We start from the raw sequence: 15849 nt of genomic DNA, 5'->3' as shown, positions 1-15849 counted from the left end.
CCGCGCCAGTGCTGGGTTTGCGTACCGCCAGTTATTGCACTGAAAACGAGGGGACCCCGCATCAGGTCTTTGACGATGGGATGGAAGGCGCGGCACGTCTCGCACGCGGGATCAAAGAACTCCACGATGGTGACCGGCGCTTCGCGAGGACCCAGGACCGGTGAGTGCATCCGCACAAGGTGCTCGGACTGGCTGATGGCGATTGCTTGCTGATCCGCCTGTGCGTTGCGCTGGTATACGTATGCACCAACAGCGAAGGCACCTGCTGAAACGATCAGCACAAGGGCGACGATTGCTTTTCTAGAGATCATGACGGGTTCCGCGCAGGTAGACGAAGAGGAGCGCTGCTATGGCAGCGAAGGATGCGAACGAGAGCCAAGGCAGCTCCAGACCCCAAAAGATGCTGAGCTTCTGGTTGGCGCAAGACACTCCTGCGGAGCATGGGATCCACGCCTGAGGAACCAGCCCTGCCACCAGGAGGCTGTGATAGCCAGCGATCACCAAGCCAGTGAGTGCCATCGGCAACGCGTAGACAGCTCCTCGGCGGTCTTCTGCGTACAGTGACATGCCAAGGACCAGAGCGATGGGGAACATGGCGATGCGCTGGTACCAGCACAGCACGCACGGTGTCATGCCCATGACTTCGCCGATGAACACGGCACTGCCGGTGGCCACGATCGAGACCAGCCAGGCGCACAGGAGTGGTAGCCAAGGCCTGCTCATGGGCACCAGCCCTGCGTGCGAGATTTGAAAGCGCGCACCCGTGTGGTGCTACGCGCCCATGAGATCAGTAGGCCGCACGAAACGTCGGCAAAGACCATGGGAACTCCCTGAAACGAACGGACAGGCCAGCTACAGCACGGCGGGCTGGCTCGCGAGTTGGCAGCGGTTTCAGTGAGGAACCGATGCCCTGGTCAGGCCAGGGCGCGCCACTGCGGGCGTTCAGGGCGGAGAGGCGCGGGAGGAGGTTTCAGTGCAAACGCGATTGCACCAAAAAATTCATGGGCCGCCGCGATAGAGGCAATGAGGCTGGGCTGTGGTGCGGCCGGGTTGTGCGAATGACAGACGCCACAGTCCAGGTCGGCCCCGGAGGCATCCGTTTGCTGCGAAGAATCGAGAGCGATCTCGTACACCGGACCCACGTCAAAAGGGTTCTCCTGCGATTGCAAGATCTCAAGACCATGCACGCCGGCAATATGCGCGGCACCGCGTGCATCTTTGTGCGCGTAAGGAGCCACTGCAGCCCAGCACAGTTGCAAAGGCAACAGTGCGATGAGCAGAGCGAGCAGTTTGGAACGCATTTGAAAATTGTAGTGGCCCCGCCTGAGAACCTCCACTGCGAATGGCTGTGCCCCATGCAAAACATGGGAAGAATTGGCCCCGCGAAGATGCCCGGATAACGCTGATTTTTCGCGCAGATTACATCTCTGTAAGGTAGGCCCTTGTCAGTCGAAATTCGTTGACCTTGAAGCCACTACAAGCTTTCAAATAGCCCCATCACGACATGCACAGGAGGATGTGATGGGTTTCTTCAACAAGCTTTTCAGCGGACATCACGGCGGCGGCCGTGGCCACCATGGTGGCCATTACCGAGACAGCGACCACAATCGCGGCTATGGCAATGGATCCAACACTCAGCAACCAACGAACCTCATCGCGTGCGCGAGCTGCGGTTGCGCGAACCAGCCAGGAGCAAGGTTCTGCCAACAATGTGGCACCAGCATGGTCGCAACGCAGTGCACCAAGTGCTCTACGGTACTTGCACCTTCCGCACGATTTTGCGGATCCTGCGGTCAGGCCAGAGGGTGACCGAAATCTACGTGCCGGCATGCCGAGCACTTGAATCGGACCTAGGGCGGGCCAACAGTGCCATGGGTGGCGGCATCCAAGCCGGGACGGCGGACAGGCCGCGAGACATATACACGATGCAAGGGAAGCAGCATGCCATTGGAGTTTCTTCGAGAGATCGAGACTGGCACGTTGCCAAGGCAGGTAACGGAGACTGGGGACATCGACCTGCTCCGTCTGCTCTCCGCAGCAGGGATGGTTGAAGCAGACCTACCAGACGTAGAAGGCTCGGGCACGGCGACGGTTCGCCGGATCACTGGTCTTGGTCGTGCATGGCTCGCCGCGGGTAGGAGCAGTGCAGCAACTTCGGCACCTTCGTCAGGCCCTCTGGCTTGAGTTCAATGCGCATCAACGTGCCTGCTTGGCTCCTGGGTGCTGCGAAAACATGACGAACTTGTAATCTCTCGGTGCGCAACTTGTCGGCATACGGTCAGCAGACTGTCACACGTGCAATGTAGAGCGTCCAACGGTTGGCGCGGTCTACAGGGCACGTCGATTCCAACCAAGGAGATATCTCATGGCAGTCCGTACCGTCCTCACCGCTCTTTCTTTCGTAGCCCTTGCAGCGCCCGCGATGGCGAGTAGCGTCATCCATTCTGCGCCGACCGAGCTGGGTTACACCACCCATCCAGAACATGCTGAGCCTGGCAAGTCGCGCGAACAGGTCCTCGCCGAGATGGACCAGTCCAAGAAGGACGGCACGTGGCAATACCATCGCTTCGGTGCACCCGTTCCAGTGAAAGGCAAGGCCGTAACCCGCGAAGAAGTGCTGGCAGACCTGGAACGCTCTCAGAAGCACCCCAGCTGGGCTGCACGCCGCGTTGGTGCACCGGTCCCGGCCGTTCCCGCACCCTGATCCAAGACTGCCTTTAGCGCCCGTCAAATCCTCGTTGTCGGGGTTTGACTGGCAACGTTGAGCAGTGTCCCTGAACCTATGCCACCGTCTTGACCAGTACAAGGCCGATCTCGGTCTTGCCATTGACACTGGCTGCGGTCGTACGGCCTCCGTGCATGCGGGCAATTGCCGAGGTGATGGCCAAACCTAGCCCATGGTTCTTCTGCCCGTGCTCGCGGGAAGCAGAAGCGCGAAAGAACCGATCGAAGATACGCCCCAGGATCTCAGGTGAGACCGTTTCGCCCTGGTTCGCGACGACCAGGCTCACCTCTGTGTCTGACACCACGCCTATGCTCACCTCAACCTCCGTACCAGGTTTGGCGTACTGGGTGGCGTTGCCGATCAGGTTGGAAACGGCACGCCGGAGCAGCGGTTCATCAAAATGGCCTGTACCGTCTCCTGACACCTTCAGGCGCAGATCGGCATCCGCCAAGGCTGCCTCGTGGTACTCAGCAACCCGCTCGACAACTGCTGCAAGACTGGGAACAAAGGAACGCCTGGCAGTCGCGCCTCTGTCCGCCTTCGACAGAAAAAGCATGTCGTTGATGATGCCTGCGAGGCGGTGGAGCTCCTCAAGGTTGGAGGACAGCACTTCCTCCATGTCGAAGTTCCCAGGGTGACGCAACGCAAGCTCATTGCTGGCGACGAGGGTTGCCAAAGGAGTGCGAAGCTCATGTGACACGTCTGCGTTGAATCCTTCGAGCTGGGTATATGCAAGGTCCAGTCGGCCGAGCAGGCCGTTGAACTGCTCGACCAGAGGAACGAGTTCTGCGGGCTGACCTGCACCATCCAAGCGCGGGCGCAAGTTGTCAGCAGACAGATAATTCAGCTGGTGCGCAAGCCGTCTTACGGGGGCCAGACCGTAGCTCACGATGGACATGCCTCCGAGCGAAATGACGAAAGTGCCCACCACAGCAGCGATGGCCAGTGTGATGGCCAGCCGATTCAGATGCTGGGCGTCGGAAGAGATGTCCATTGATAGGTTGACGTTGAAGGTCTGGCTCCTGTCATCTGTGGGCTGCACTGCGAACACCCGGGATACCCGCCGCGCGCTGTCAGGATTCGGGGCGGCTTTCGGGAAGACCAGGTCACCATCCTGGGTGCGCACGATCAAGCGAAAATCTTCGTGCCCAATCAGGAAATCGCTCAACGGATGCTCCTGCGAGCTTTCCTTGGCGTGCTCGCCGATGTTGCTCAACAGGTGCCTGACGATGGCTTCCTTCTGAGCGAGCGTTTCGACCTGGCGCTCGCTGAGGTTGTGCGCCGTGACCAAGTAGACGACAAGGCAGACCACGCCCAGGCCCACAAAGCTCTGCACGGCAAGCCAAAGCGACAGGCGCGCGCGCAGAGAGTGCGCGCGTGGCAATGCGTTCATGACTCTCGCTCTTCCATTACATAGCCCATGCCTCGCACCGTGTGCAGCAAGGTCTTGTCAAAGGGCAAGTCCATCTTCGTGCGCAAACGTCGTATCGCCACCTCCACCACATTGGTGTCGCTGTCGAAGTTCATGTCCCAGACCTGTTCTGCAATCTCGGTGCGAGAAAGAACTTCGCCCTTTCGTCGCATGAACAATGCGAGCAGCAAGAACTCCTTTGCCGTGAGTTCAAGCCTCTGACCTCCACGCGTAGCCTTGCGGCGTATCAGATCGAGTTCAAGGTCCGCGATGCCCAGCACGGTCGGCTCACCGGCATCCTTGGCGCCGTGCGCCCGGCGAAGCAGCACCTGCACGCGGGCGGATAGCTCTGAGAAGGCAAAGGGTTTGACCAAGTAGTCGTCAGCACCCGTTTGCAAGCCGCGCACCCGATCCTCAACGCTGATCCGTGCGGTAAGCATCAGGACCGGGGTCTGCTTTGTCTTGCGAAACGCCGTCAAAAGCGTGAACCCGTCAATGCCAGGCAGCATGCCGTCGAGGATCAGAAGATCGTACCCGCCCTCCAGAGCCATGTGCAGTCCATCGACACCGTTGTGAACGATGTCGACGTTGCGCCCAGCTTCGCCAAGCCCTTTCTTCAGGTATTCGGCGAGCTTGACCTCATCTTCAATGACCAAGATTTTCATTCGGTGATTCTCCTGGAGATCGTCCCAATGCCCGATTACAAATTCGTAATCTGAGTGTCCGCTATCTGTCCCCTTCGGGTTTCTAGAGTTCGCTTCAAGGTCCACGCAATTGGCTAGGGCCCTAGACAACTGGTGAACACCATGAAAAAGCAGGCAGCTCAAATTCTCTCGCTAACCGCAGCGATCTTCTTGGTCCCCATCGTAGCTACCGCGTCGTCGCTGTATCACGAGGTAGGCGGCGAACTTGGCGCCACGACCAATCCGAGCCATGTCTCAAATGACGTGCTTCGTGGCGATGTCCAGAGAACGGTAGATGCTGCCCGAAAGGATGGCTCGCTCGCTATTTTGTCGCGCGGCGGAGTGGTGCCGCCCAAGGCAACAGAGCCGGCGAAAACCAGAGAAGAAGTTCGCGCAGAGTTTCTCAGTATGACTCCCGAAGAAAGGATGCGGCTGCGGGAACGTGGAGGCCGCTGAGCGGACACACGCAGCATGAAGGGTGATGACCGCCTGATTGCCCCGAGCTAGTTCCATCGCATCGCGGCAGACCTGCCGTGATTGCCAATTTCATCTTCAGTACATGCGGACCCATTGTGGGTTGATTCACCGTACTGATCAATGCTCTCGATGTCAGATGAGTTTCAGACAACGCGGCTTCGTGGAGCCTGGGCGTTTGCCCGCTCGTTGGGGGCAGTGGTTCCGGCGGCGCCCTTCAATGGCATCAGAAGGGTTGGTGCTGTGGGTCAGTGTGTATGTTGCTCTGGTCTACAACAGTGCGTTCCTACGGGCGAGCACCGCGGGTCGCAGTTGGTCGGCATTAGACACATGGGTGTTTGCGGGTGCACTTGTGGTTGCGTTGGTAGCGCTGCATGGGCTGATCTTCAGCGCTGCCGTCGCCAGGTGGAGTGTGCGTCCGCTGCTCACAGCATCTGTGCTGGTTGCAGCCTTTGCGACCTTCTACATGCAACGCTACGGCGTCTATTACGATCCAAGCATGCTGCGCAATGTGTTGCGGACAGACACTGCGGAAGCCAGTGAGTTGATCACCTGGAGCTTGATTGCCCATGTATCGCTTTACTCTGCCGTGCCCTTGTGGGCGATATGGCGTATTCGCCTCACCAAGAATTCTTTTTGGCGAGCGACGCTGCGACGCCTGGTCTTTGTCGCCGCATGCGCGGCGGCAGTAGTGGCGACTGTGCTGCTCATCTTCCAGGACTTCTCGGCGTTGATGAGAAACCAGAAGGAGCTGCGGTACCTCATCACTCCCGCCAACGTGATCTACTCGACAGCTCGCGTCCTGTCGGCCGATGTCGAGAAGCCAAAGGTCAGGCGGCCCGTAGGCATGGATGCTCGCCTGGCAGCCCCAATGTCGCCCCAGAAGCCAAAGCTGGTCTTCATCGTCGTGGGAGAGACGGTTCGTGCTGGCAATTGGGGACTTAACGGCTATGAGCGGCAGACGTCCCCGAACCTCCAGGCGCTTAACGCAGTCAACTTTGACAACGTCACGGCCTGCGGTACAGACACAGAGACATCACTCCCATGCATGTTCTCTGCGATTGGAAGGCGAGACTATGATGAAGCTCGAATTCGCTCATCTGAATCTCTACTACACGTTCTTTCACGGGCCGGAGTTTCGGTGCATTGGAAGGACAACCAGTCAGGATGCAAGGGCGTCTGCGATGGGCTCAATGAGATCCCTGTTGAGCCGTCTGCTGCCGCAGGAATGTGCTCTGAAGGTAGGTGCCTTGACGAGGTGCTTCTCCAAGGGCTGGAGTCAGTCGTCGACGCTTCTGACACTACAACGGTAGTGGTCCTGCACATGCTCGGCAACCATGGGCCTGCCTATTTCAAGCGCTACCCCCCATCTTTCAGGCGCTTTGAACCCACCTGTGACACGGGCGAGCTGCGCAAGTGCGATCGCCAGAGCATCGTGAATGCCTATGACAATGCGATTCTCTACACCGACCATGTCCTGAGCCAGGCCGTGGCCTTTCTCAAGCACCAGGAGAGCCGCTTCGATACAGCGATGCTCTATGTGTCCGACCACGGTGAGTCGCTGGGCGAGAAAGGACTGTTTCTTCACGGATTGCCCAGGGCGATCGCACCTGAAGAACAGACCAAGGTGCCCATGGTCTGGTGGCTGTCGGAAGGCTTCATGAAAAGTCGCATGATCAACAGCGATTGCTTGAAAGAGAAGTCGTCGGACGCCTTGTCGCATGACAACCTGTTCCACTCGGTGCTCGGACTGCTGGACGTCTCGACCCAGGCCTATGAGCAGGAGCTGGACATCTCGGCGGCCTGCAGGCGCATTGGTTGAGGGATCAACGTGCGCCGCACCTGGGCATCAGGCGTCAATGGCGAGCACGTCGATCCGAGCCCATTCGTCGCTGGGAACGCAATTGCGCCAGCCGTCGGTCTCGCATGCGCTTGGCAAGGCGCTGGCTGTATTTGAGGTTCTTGTTGCGCTCCGGGTGGCGCTTCAGCCAAATGTGACGCACCCGCCAGAAGGTCAGCACAGTCACGATCAGGCTGATCCATATCCAAATCAGCTTAGCCGCTAGTCCGTGACCCATGGGCTAAGCCTCTTTCCAAATTGCTGTTGTCTGCATTGAACGAGACGCCTGCAGCGATGCGATGACATGCAAGCGCCTCGTCGCACCATGGTCTACTTGAGAGAAAAGCGAACGGAGGCGACGGACTTGCCGCCTTTGGTGACCGCAGCAACGGCCTTCGTGCCCGCTGCTACCTTGAAGCTGCCCGACGCTTCCAGCTTTCCATCGACCGGCAGCAGTTGAACATCCTGCTTCTCAGTGCCGGTCAACAGCGTGACCTTGGCAGCCATTCCAGCAACGTCTGCCGGCTTTCCGTGGTCACGGACGTACAGCTGCAGCTTGTCGGCACCGGAAACAAGCTCGTAGTCAACATCCTTTGCCTGGGCTACGACTCCCCCATGCAGCGGCTTGGTGTCGTGGTTGTCCGCAGCGATTGCCGCGCCAGAGATGAGAACGGCGAACGCGAGAAGGATCTTGGTTGCTTTCATTGAATTTCCTTTGCTGAACGGAATAAAAAATGGGCCCCGCAAGCTGCGGGGCCCGAAGGCCCATTACTGGGCGGAGGGAACTGGGTGTACGGGTTCTGCAGTCACGTCCTCAGCCTGCTCGTCAGGCTTGTGAGCGAGGCGATAGAGGATGGGCAGGACCAGGAGCGTCAGCAGCGTCGAGGACAGAATGCCGCCGATCACAACGGTGGCCAGTGGGCGTTGCACCTCGGCGCCGGTCCCCGTAGCGATGGCCATCGGGATGAAGCCAAGGGACGCGACGAGCGCGGTCATGAGCACGGGACGCAGACGCGTCAGCGCGCCTTCGCGGATTGCATCGTCCAGCGGTACGCCTTCCTCTCTCAACGTCCGGATGTATGAAATCATGACAAGTCCGTTGAGAACAGCAACGCCTGAAAGAGCGATGAAGCCAACTGCTGCAGATATCGACATTGGTATGTCGCGCAGCCACAGAGCCAAGATGCCCCCTGTCAGCGCAAATGGAATTCCGGTGAAGACCAGCAGCCCGTCCTTGGCATTTCCGAACATTGCGAACAGCAGCACGAAGACCAGCAACAGCGAGACGGGTACGACGATCTGCAGGCGCTTGGAGGCGGACTGAAGGTTCTCGAATGTGCCGCCCCAGCTTGTCCAGTAGCCCGTCGGGATCTTGATCTGCGCCAGGCCTTGCTCGGCTTCGGCAACGAAGGAGCCCACGTCGCGGCCACGCACGTTGGCGCTGACCACGATGCGACGCTTGCCGTTCTCGCGGCTGACCTGGTTGGGGCCAGGGGCGAGCTCGAACGAAGCGACTTCGGCAAGCGGGATGAAATTGGTCCGCGCTTCCGCAGTGCCCGCTGAGCGAGGCAGCGGGATGGGCAGTCGCTTCATTCCTTCCATGTCGTTGCGGATCACTTCGGGCAGGCGCACCAGGATGTCAAATCGCCGATCACCCTCGAACATCGTTCCGGCTTCACGTCCACCGATGGCTGTGGCCACGGTGTCCTGGATGTCGGCCACGTTCAGGCCATAGCGAGCCGCCTTCTGGCGGTCGATATTCACCGTGAGCATCGGCAGCCCGGTAGTCTGCTCGACCTTCACCTCCGATGCCCCTTGGATCTTCTGCAGCATCGAAGAGATCTCTTCTGCCGACTTGTTCAGGACGTCCATGTCGTCCCCGAAGATCTTGACTGCGACGTCGCTGCGCACGCCGGAGATGAGTTCGTTGAAGCGCAACTGGATCGGCTGCGAGAACTCGTAGTTGTTGCCGGGAATCTTGCCGACCACTTCCTGGATAGCGGTAAGCAGTTCGTCGCGGGTCTTTCGCGGCTCGGGCCATTGGTCCATGGGCTTGAGCATGATGTACCCGTCCGAGATGTTCGGCGGCATGGGGTCCGAGGCAATTTCTGCAGTGCCGGTTCTGGCAAATACCCGGTCGATTTCAGGGAACTTCTCTTTCAGCGTCCCTTCGATCTGGCGCTGCATGGCGATAGATTGCGAGAGGCTGGTACCGGGGATTCGCAGCGCCTGGATGGCAAGGTCACCCTCATTGAGTTGGGGAACGAACTCGCTGCCCATTCGGGTCGCGATCAATCCGCAGAGCACCACGGCCACTGCGGCAATGGAGAGCACCACTGCCTTGGCGGACATTACGCGATCCAGGAGGGGCGCATAGATTCGCTTCGCATGGCCGAGCAGGAAGTTTTCCTTCTCGCTGACCCGGTTGCCTATGAACAGTGCGACTGCGGCGGGGATGAAAGTCACCGACAGGATCATTGCGCCGACAAGTGCTGCGACCACGGTAAACGCCATCGGGTGGAACATCTTTCCTTCGACGCCAGTGAGGGCGAAGATCGGCAGGTACACCACCATGATGATGAGCTGACCAAACAGAAGGGCGCGGCGAGACTCTTTCGATGCCAGAAACACTTCATGGAAGCGCTCGGCCCGTGTCAGTGGTCGACCATGGTGGGCTTGGGCGTGCGCCAGGCGGCGAACGCAGTTCTCCACGATCACAACCGCGCCGTCAATGATGATGCCGAAGTCCAACGCTCCAAGGCTCATCAGGTTGGCACTGACCTTGTAGTTCACCATGCCAGTGAACGTGAAAAGCATCGACAGCGGAATCACCGTTGCCGTGATCACCGCAGCCCGGATATTGCCCAGGAACAGGAAGAGGATCACGATCACCAGGATCGCGCCTTCCATAAGGTTCTTCTTCACCGTGCTGATGGCCTTGTCCACCAGGACAGTGCGGTCATAGACGGTGACCGCGTGCACGCCTTCTGGCAAGTTGCGGTTGATCTCCACCATCTTCTTGTCCACGGCTTGCGACACGGTACGGCTGTTCTCGCCGATGAGCATGAAGACGGTACCGAGCACGACTTCACGTCCGTTGTCCGTGGCGGCGCCAGTGCGCAGTTCTCGGCCGATCGATACGTCGGCGACATCCCGCACACGCACGGGGACACCGTTGGCACTGCTCAAGATCACATTGCCGATGTCTTCCATCGACTTGACCTGGCCAGGGGCGCGAACCAGGTACTGTTCGCCGCGCTTCTCGATGTAGCCCGCGCCAACGTTGCCGTTGTTGCGGTCCAGAGCAGTGACGATGTCTTGCAGCGTCACGCCGAGGGATGCCAGGCGTTCGGGGACTGGCGCAATCTGGTATTCCTTCGCAAATCCGCCGATGGAGTTGATTTCGGTGACGCCTGGAACATTGCGCAGCTGCGGCTTGATGATCCAGTCCTGGATTTCACGCAGGTCTGTCGGGGTGTAGGGGTTGCCGTCTGGCTTCTTGGCTCCATCCTTGGTTTCAACCGTCCACAGGTAGATTTCGCCCAGGCCGGTCGAGATAGGTCCCAGCGCAGGGGTAATGCCTGCCGGCAACTTATCCCGGGCCTCCTGGATGCGTTCATTCACCAGTTGGCGCGCGAAGTAGATGTCCGTGCCGTCCTTGAAGATCACCGTGACCTGGGAAAGGCCATAGCGGGACAACGACCGGGTCTGCTCCAGATTGGGCAGGCCGGCCATGACCGTCTCGATGGGATAGGTCACGCGCTGCTCTGTTTCCAGCGGCGAGTAGCCGGCGGCTTGCGTGTTGATCTGCACCTGCACGTTGGTGATGTCCGGAACGGCATCAATCGGCAGCTTTTGGTAGTTGAAGACGCCCAGTGCGCCCATTGCGAGAGCTGCGAGCAGCACCAGCCATCGCTGCTCGATCGAAAATCGGATCAGTTTTTCAAACATGTGTGCGGCTCCGTGGTCAGTGCGTGTGCTCGGCCGAGGCCTTGCCCAGTTCGGACTTCACGACGAAGCTGCCGGAGGCTGCGTATGGCGTGCCTTGCTTGATTCCTTGAAGCACTTCTATCCGCTTGCCATCACTGCGCCCCAGCTGCACTGGTTGCGCGATGAATCCTCCATTGACCTTGAGGAAAACGACGGGCTTGTCTGCCAAGGTCTGCACTGCATCTGCTGCGATCGTCACAGGGGCCAAAGCTTCTTCGGCCACTACCTCGATGTTCACGAACAGGCCAGGACGCCAAGCGCCTTTGGGGTTGTCCAAAACTACGCGAGCCTTGGCCGTGCGGGTCTGCTCCCCGATCAGTGCACCTACGAAAGCAACGGTGCCCGTCGCTGAAGCGTCAAAGGCCGTGGCCTTGATGGTGACTTTTTCGCCGACTCGCACCAGTGGCAGATCCTTGGCTGGTACGTTGATCTCAGCCCACACCTGGCTCAGGTCCGAAATGGTGAACACCGCAGCGTCTTCCTTGACGGCTTCACCAAGGCTCAGATGCTTCTCGATGACGATTCCATCAAAGGGCGCACGCAGTTCGAGCCGGTTCAAGCCCGACGCGGACGAGGACGACAGGCCCAGTGCGCCCAGCTTCTGGTTGGCGTTGGCGACGGCCACTTCGGCCTCGTTGAGTGCCTGCTTGGCCTGCAGGTAATCCTGCTCCGCCGAAACCTTCTGCTCCCACAGCTTCTTCTCGCGCTCGAAGGTCGTCTTGGCCAGAGCCATGCGTTTCTGAGCCGTCTGCAGTTCGCTGCGTTGCTCCGATGCTGTCGGACTGGCGATCGCGGCGAGAACCTGCCCCTTCTTCACCACCTGCCCTAGGCTTGCGCTGACGCTCTCCACCACACCGGCCAAGCGCGGCACGACGTGGGAGGTACGGTCTTCGTTCAGGCGGATCTCTCCTGGAAGCAGCAGCGCGGACTTGATGTTCGCTGCGGACGCCGTATCAACTCCAATGGCTGCCGCCTTGATCTGGGCGTCGGTCAACTCGACCTTTCCCTCTTCCTTGCTCATCACGAACATGAAGGGCTCATTGCCCTTTTGCGCGATGATCTCAACATCGAAGGCGTGGGGTTCAGCTACCGTCTCGCGGCTCACCCAGCCATCCTTGTCCTGAACGAATGTCAGCGTCTGCTTGTCCCCTGTTGGGCGCGCGACCGTTGCCGCAACGGTGGCAGCGCTCTGAGGCAGCGCTTTGTCTTTGTCGAACATCCAGATGCGCAGCCGTGGCTCACCTCCATCTTCAGAGAGCAGCGCTTCCAAACTGAAGTCGCCTTCTTTGAAAAGACTGCCGCCGTTGGCGCCCTTAGATGCACTCTTTTCGTGGTGCTCACCATCAGCGTGGCCCTTGTCATCATCATGGCCTTTGCCGTCTGCTTTTCCGTGGTGCTCGCCGTCACCGTGGCCCTTGGCCTCCGTATGCGTTCCGTGTCCGTGGCCGTCTCCCTCGGCTGCAGCTGCGGCCTTAGGCTTGCCGCTTTGCATGACGAAAACGCCGGCTCCTACTCCCAGCGCAATTACGACTGCGATGGCGATCAGGTGCTTCTTGCTGATGCTTGGTTTGATGTTGTTCATGGTCGATCTCAGTTTTGCTTGGTGGTCGAGGTGAGGGGCGTGCTGCCACCCAGCAGCCGGTCAATCTCGGCTGCTGCGCGATGGGATTCGGCCAAGGCTTTCAGGTATTGCGACTTGGCGGTGAAGTAGGTGCGTTGCGCATCCAAGACTTCGAGAAAGTTGAACTTGCCGTTCTCGAAGCCGATGGTGGCTGCGTCGTATGCCGACTTGGAACCGGGAAGCACGTCGGCGCGCAACGCCTGAACCTCCGTAGTAATCGTGGCCAGACGGTCGTGAGCCTGCGTGACCTCACTGTGCAGACGAACTGTGGTGGCCTGGAGTTCGTCCCGCGCCTTGTCTTCCAACTTCAGGGCCTCAAGGAGGTTGCCTTGGTTGCGATCGAACACTTGGAGTGGGACTGAGATCCCAAGGAGCAGCATGTTGCGCTGGGTTTCATTGCTGCGCTGTACGCCAGCGCTGACAGTCACATCGGGAACGCGCTTGCTCTGCTCCACTTCGGTCAAGGCTTTGCGGCGGTCGACTTCAACCTTGGCAAGCACCACGGCCGGAGCAGACACCACCAGTGACTGCAGGTCGGCCAGTCCTGGCAAAGCCGGCAATGCCTCGGCCTCGCCTTCCAAAGACAACGTGATCGGGCTGGTCCTTCCCAGCAAAGCGTACAGCCGCGTCAACGCGTTACGCTCCTCGCTTGAGGCCTGTGTCAACTCCAGACGAATTCCCGCTTCTGCCACCCTCGCCTTGGTCTCCTCGACCGGCGAAACTTTACCCGCCGCTACGCGCTTAGATACGGTATCCGTAGATGACTTCGCCAAGCTGGCGCTGTCCTTGGCTAGCGACAGCCGCTCTTGCGCTGTGAGGACATCGAAGTACGCTGCCACAACGTTGGCACGGACGGTGGACTTGACCTCGGCGAGTTGAGCTTGGGCTTGCTCTCGCGCTTTCTCTGCAGCTTTGGTGCGCGCTGCGCGTTTCCCCCCGAGCTCGATGGGCAGATTGAGCTGCCAGCTCTGAGTTCGTGTTGCCGAGCGCGTGTCTTCCAGCGAATACGCCAGCTCAGGATTGGGCCGCGCGCGGCCTTGGATGATCTGCCCCTCGGTGGCTTCTACTTGACGGGTTGCTGCGGCCACGTCCGCATTGCCCTCCAATGCGATCTCGATGGCGCGAGCCAGTGACAGCGAAGCTTCGGAGCCTGCAGCCGCACTGTGGACTGGCGCTACGCTCCCCTGAATGCTCTGGGTCATGCCCTGAGCTACTGCAACCGTGGAGGTCGCAAACAATATGGCGGCCGCACCTGAAGTGGCCGCGAGCCGAGCCCGGTCGAGCGAAGCGCCCGAACCTTTTTGAAAGTGAAATCCCTTGAACATCCGATTCTCCAGTGACCTTGAAACACGAAGAAATCGACGGGGATGGCAGCCGTGTGGTGCCTAGCAACCAGCATCCGTTCTCGCAGCAGCACGCGCGGCGAAGCCCGCCAGACGATGGCGGACCTTGGAAAGGATGGGTAAGGAAGCCCCGCCGATTAGGCGAGGAGCGACCACTGAGGGCGGTCGGGAGGTATTGGGCTGACGCCTGCAAGCGCTGATAGCGCAGGAGCGTTCATTTCATTGCCGCGAAACAGAGGCAGCTTTGAATCTGGCAAATAGAGTGCGCCCAGACCGAGGCCATGGCACGAGCTGCAGTCGGGGTCGAATTTGTCGAGATTTTTCTCGGCAACGACGGACTTACCTGCTGCCCCATCTGCCTTGTGCTGATGCTCGTGATGACCCACGTGCTGCACAGAGGTCGTGGATGTCGAGCGTTCATGCTGACAGTACGAAGCTACCGCAGCCCAGCTGAACTGGAGCGGTAGCAGTACCAGCATCAAAGCGACGATCCAGCGACTCATTTTTTCAGTCTAGCATGGCAATTTGAATTCTGAGCACTGGGTCTCGAAGAACAAGGCCGCAGCTTCACAGGCCTCGGGCGCTGCCCGTGTAGCCGCGTTCCGCCGCTACGTCCGCAGCGTGGCTGCCACGGTACATGCCTGGGAAAACGTCCTTGAGCATGCGCCCATCTTCACCGTTGGCGATGATCTCGCCGTGAAAAATTGCCTCGGCCAGTTCATGTTTGACTTCGTCGCGCGACTTTGGCGAAACAGCCGCCACCGCCTGCGAAGGATAGTTCCCTGGCGCGATCTCATTCAACTTGGCACCAGATTCGCCAGCGGCCATCATCTCTCCAGACTTGATCGCTTGGCCCAGTTCCTGCTGCACTTGCTCACGCGTCTTCTTGGGCCCGGTTGCTGCTTGCGCAGGATAGGCGCGAGGGTTCATTTGGCGCAGCGTCATGCTCGACTCACCGCTACCCATGATGTCGCCGCTGCGAATGGCTTGGAATAGTTCAGCGCGAACCTGTTCACGGGTGAGTGGAGCCGATTGCGCAGAGGCGAGCAGAGGTGCGGCGCCCAGAGCGGCGAGAAGGAGTGCGGTCTTGAATTTCATGGTGTGGTCCTTTGAGTAAATGTTGATTGAAAAAGTGAAGGGCGGATTACGGCAGCTGTTGGGCGTTGACCCACCCAGCTTCGCCGCCCATGTCGCGCATGCCATCTGCTGTGATCGGGTTGCGCTTGGCGTATTCGAGCTCCTGCAGCACCTGGTCCCGGCTCTTGGTGAGGGTCGGCGCTTTGACGAGCGGGTAGGTGGCGGGATAGCCACGGCTGATCCATTCGAGCGAGCCGTCTTGCTGGGCTACAAGCACGGTGTTGCGAACGGAGTCCCGGCTCACGGTGTTACCCAGGTGGTCGGGAGTAAACACAGCTCCCTGCTCCTGCACTGGGCTGGCGTGATAGGCCGACGCGGCGAACGAAGTCGTAGCGACGGTGGCCAGGCCAACGATGATGAGTGCGTTGCGAACTTCATGAGGATCTCCTGTTGCACCGGCTACCTCTTGGTAACCGGGTGATGCTTTTTCTGCACCACGGAGAGAAGTCTAAAAATTGCGCCCCATCGAGGCAGTGACCGCGAGATTACGTTTTTGACAGCTTTGGAAAGAACGGTGCAATGTGTGCCGATTCGCGAGCGGCTGGCCTAGCAGGCTGCTGAAATACTCCCCAGCGTCCGAACCTGTTCAGCGGCTGTAGCCGCATTTTTCCGTATCCTGAAAGTC

General features: G+C 59.5%; 17 protein-coding genes. 4 read left to right on the top strand and 13 right to left on the bottom strand.

All coding sequences use genetic code 11. The features are described from left to right. The 3 genes from ACOQFS_RS09800 to ACOQFS_RS09790 form a co-directional block, all read right to left on the bottom strand. Positions 1-311: thioredoxin domain-containing protein (locus tag ACOQFS_RS09800; RefSeq protein ID WP_421562695.1), on the bottom strand; the 311-nt coding region annotated here is incomplete at its 3' end. Further along, a complete protein-coding gene (locus ACOQFS_RS09795) occupies positions 301-723 on the bottom strand; it encodes a disulfide bond formation protein B (RefSeq protein WP_056642948.1) in 423 nt (140 codons plus the stop codon). The genes ACOQFS_RS09800 and ACOQFS_RS09795, both read right to left, overlap by 11 nt. A 191-nt stretch (positions 724-914) precedes the next feature. Next, positions 915-1301, bottom strand: a complete 387-nt coding sequence (locus tag ACOQFS_RS09790) for a hypothetical protein (RefSeq protein ID WP_060985555.1) — start codon at positions 1299-1301, stop codon at positions 915-917. A 220-nt stretch (positions 1302-1521) separates the two neighbouring features. On the opposite strand from ACOQFS_RS09790, the gene ACOQFS_RS09785 reads away from it, so the two are divergent. Together ACOQFS_RS09785 and ACOQFS_RS09780 are read left to right on the top strand one after the other, a co-directional pair. Continuing rightward, positions 1522-1809: a zinc ribbon domain-containing protein gene (locus ACOQFS_RS09785; protein WP_172727649.1), complete on the top strand. Its 288-nt coding sequence runs from the start codon at positions 1522-1524 to the stop codon at positions 1807-1809. Positions 1810-2365: 556 nt separating this feature from the next. Beyond that, the gene (locus tag ACOQFS_RS09780; RefSeq protein WP_082753282.1) at positions 2366-2704 is read left to right on the top strand and encodes a DUF4148 domain-containing protein; all 339 of its coding nucleotides are present in this window, start codon (positions 2366-2368) and stop codon (positions 2702-2704) included. Between the two features lie 76 nt (positions 2705-2780). Here the strand turns inward: ACOQFS_RS09780 and ACOQFS_RS09775 are convergent, their stop codons facing one another. Continuing rightward, positions 2781-4118 carry a heavy metal sensor histidine kinase gene (locus tag ACOQFS_RS09775; RefSeq protein WP_060985557.1) on the bottom strand — a complete coding sequence of 446 codons (1338 nt, stop codon included), beginning with the start codon at positions 4116-4118 and terminating at the stop codon, positions 2781-2783. Then, positions 4115-4801, bottom strand: a complete 687-nt coding sequence (locus ACOQFS_RS09770; protein WP_060985558.1) for a heavy metal response regulator transcription factor — start codon at positions 4799-4801, stop codon at positions 4115-4117. Before ACOQFS_RS09770 ends, ACOQFS_RS09775 begins: the two co-directional genes overlap by 4 nt. Before the next feature lie 141 nt (positions 4802-4942). Here ACOQFS_RS09770 and ACOQFS_RS09765 point away from each other — a divergent pair, with 141 nt between their 5' ends. Beyond that, entirely contained in the window at positions 4943-5275 is a 333-nt protein-coding gene (locus tag ACOQFS_RS09765) for a DUF4148 domain-containing protein (RefSeq protein WP_082753284.1), read from the top strand. A gap of 238 nt (positions 5276-5513) precedes the next feature. Further along, a complete protein-coding gene (locus ACOQFS_RS09760; protein WP_060985559.1) occupies positions 5514-7115 on the top strand; it encodes a phosphoethanolamine transferase in 1602 nt (533 codons plus the stop codon). 34 nt (positions 7116-7149) lie between these two features. Here the strand turns inward: ACOQFS_RS09760 and ACOQFS_RS09755 are convergent, their stop codons facing one another. The 8 genes from ACOQFS_RS09755 to ACOQFS_RS09720 form a co-directional block, all read right to left on the bottom strand. Next, positions 7150-7320 carry a hypothetical protein gene (locus ACOQFS_RS09755; protein ID WP_421562694.1) on the bottom strand — a complete coding sequence of 57 codons (171 nt, stop codon included), beginning with the start codon at positions 7318-7320 and terminating at the stop codon, positions 7150-7152. 143 nt (positions 7321-7463) lie between these two features. Then, entirely contained in the window at positions 7464-7838 is a 375-nt protein-coding gene (locus tag ACOQFS_RS09750) for a hypothetical protein (RefSeq protein WP_060986075.1), read from the bottom strand. A gap of 63 nt (positions 7839-7901) precedes the next feature. Beyond that, positions 7902-11084 carry a CusA/CzcA family heavy metal efflux RND transporter gene (locus tag ACOQFS_RS09745; protein WP_421562693.1) on the bottom strand — a complete coding sequence of 1061 codons (3183 nt, stop codon included), beginning with the start codon at positions 11082-11084 and terminating at the stop codon, positions 7902-7904. Positions 11085-11100: 16 nt separating this feature from the next. Beyond that, positions 11101-12705, bottom strand: a complete 1605-nt coding sequence (locus tag ACOQFS_RS09740; RefSeq protein ID WP_421562692.1) for an efflux RND transporter periplasmic adaptor subunit — start codon at positions 12703-12705, stop codon at positions 11101-11103. Positions 12706-12713: 8 nt separating this feature from the next. Next, positions 12714-14069, bottom strand: a complete 1356-nt coding sequence (locus ACOQFS_RS09735) for a TolC family protein (RefSeq protein ID WP_060984904.1) — start codon at positions 14067-14069, stop codon at positions 12714-12716. A gap of 155 nt (positions 14070-14224) precedes the next feature. After that, positions 14225-14590, bottom strand: a complete 366-nt coding sequence (gene czcI, locus ACOQFS_RS09730) for a cation efflux protein, CzcI family (protein ID WP_082753217.1) — start codon at positions 14588-14590, stop codon at positions 14225-14227. A 64-nt stretch (positions 14591-14654) separates the two neighbouring features. Beyond that, complete coding sequence (locus ACOQFS_RS09725) at positions 14655-15185, bottom strand: DUF4148 domain-containing protein (RefSeq protein ID WP_060984905.1); 531 nt, start codon at positions 15183-15185, stop codon at positions 14655-14657. A 46-nt stretch (positions 15186-15231) separates the two neighbouring features. Continuing rightward, the gene (locus ACOQFS_RS09720) at positions 15232-15498 is read right to left on the bottom strand and encodes a hypothetical protein (protein ID WP_421562691.1); all 267 of its coding nucleotides are present in this window, start codon (positions 15496-15498) and stop codon (positions 15232-15234) included. Between the last annotated feature and the right edge of the window lie 351 nt (positions 15499-15849).

It is taken from the genome of Paracidovorax sp. MALMAid1276 (assembly GCF_049198005.1).
GTDB lineage: Bacteria > Pseudomonadota > Gammaproteobacteria > Burkholderiales > Burkholderiaceae_C > Acidovorax.
Note: the sequence above shows the minus strand (reverse complement) of the source record. Positions and strands in the feature narration are given on the sequence as shown.

What these genes read in the sequence shown, in the direction of transcription:
- ACOQFS_RS09745 (WP_421562693.1), bottom strand. Translation starts at nt 11,084, where the DNA reads ATGTTTGAAAAACTGATCCGATTTTCGATCGAGCAGCGATGGCTGGTG.
- ACOQFS_RS09740 (WP_421562692.1), bottom strand. Translation starts at nt 12,705, where the DNA reads ATGAACAACATCAAACCAAGCATCAGCAAGAAGCACCTGATCGCCATC.
- ACOQFS_RS09785 (WP_172727649.1), top strand. Translation starts at nt 1,522, where the DNA reads ATGGGTTTCTTCAACAAGCTTTTCAGCGGACATCACGGCGGCGGCCGT.
- ACOQFS_RS09735 (WP_060984904.1), bottom strand. Translation starts at nt 14,069, where the DNA reads ATGTTCAAGGGATTTCACTTTCAAAAAGGTTCGGGCGCTTCGCTCGAC.
- ACOQFS_RS09780 (WP_082753282.1), top strand. Translation starts at nt 2,366, where the DNA reads ATGGCAGTCCGTACCGTCCTCACCGCTCTTTCTTTCGTAGCCCTTGCA.
- ACOQFS_RS09760 (WP_060985559.1), top strand. Translation starts at nt 5,514, where the DNA reads ATGGCATCAGAAGGGTTGGTGCTGTGGGTCAGTGTGTATGTTGCTCTG.
- ACOQFS_RS09775 (WP_060985557.1), bottom strand. Translation starts at nt 4,118, where the DNA reads ATGAACGCATTGCCACGCGCGCACTCTCTGCGCGCGCGCCTGTCGCTT.
- ACOQFS_RS09765 (WP_082753284.1), top strand. Translation starts at nt 4,943, where the DNA reads ATGAAAAAGCAGGCAGCTCAAATTCTCTCGCTAACCGCAGCGATCTTC.
- ACOQFS_RS09790 (WP_060985555.1), bottom strand. Translation starts at nt 1,301, where the DNA reads ATGCGTTCCAAACTGCTCGCTCTGCTCATCGCACTGTTGCCTTTGCAA.
- ACOQFS_RS09770 (WP_060985558.1), bottom strand. Translation starts at nt 4,801, where the DNA reads ATGAAAATCTTGGTCATTGAAGATGAGGTCAAGCTCGCCGAATACCTG.
- ACOQFS_RS09795 (WP_056642948.1), bottom strand. Translation starts at nt 723, where the DNA reads ATGAGCAGGCCTTGGCTACCACTCCTGTGCGCCTGGCTGGTCTCGATC.
- czcI (WP_082753217.1), bottom strand. Translation starts at nt 14,590, where the DNA reads ATGAGTCGCTGGATCGTCGCTTTGATGCTGGTACTGCTACCGCTCCAG.
- ACOQFS_RS09750 (WP_060986075.1), bottom strand. Translation starts at nt 7,838, where the DNA reads ATGAAAGCAACCAAGATCCTTCTCGCGTTCGCCGTTCTCATCTCTGGC.
- ACOQFS_RS09725 (WP_060984905.1), bottom strand. Translation starts at nt 15,185, where the DNA reads ATGAAATTCAAGACCGCACTCCTTCTCGCCGCTCTGGGCGCCGCACCT.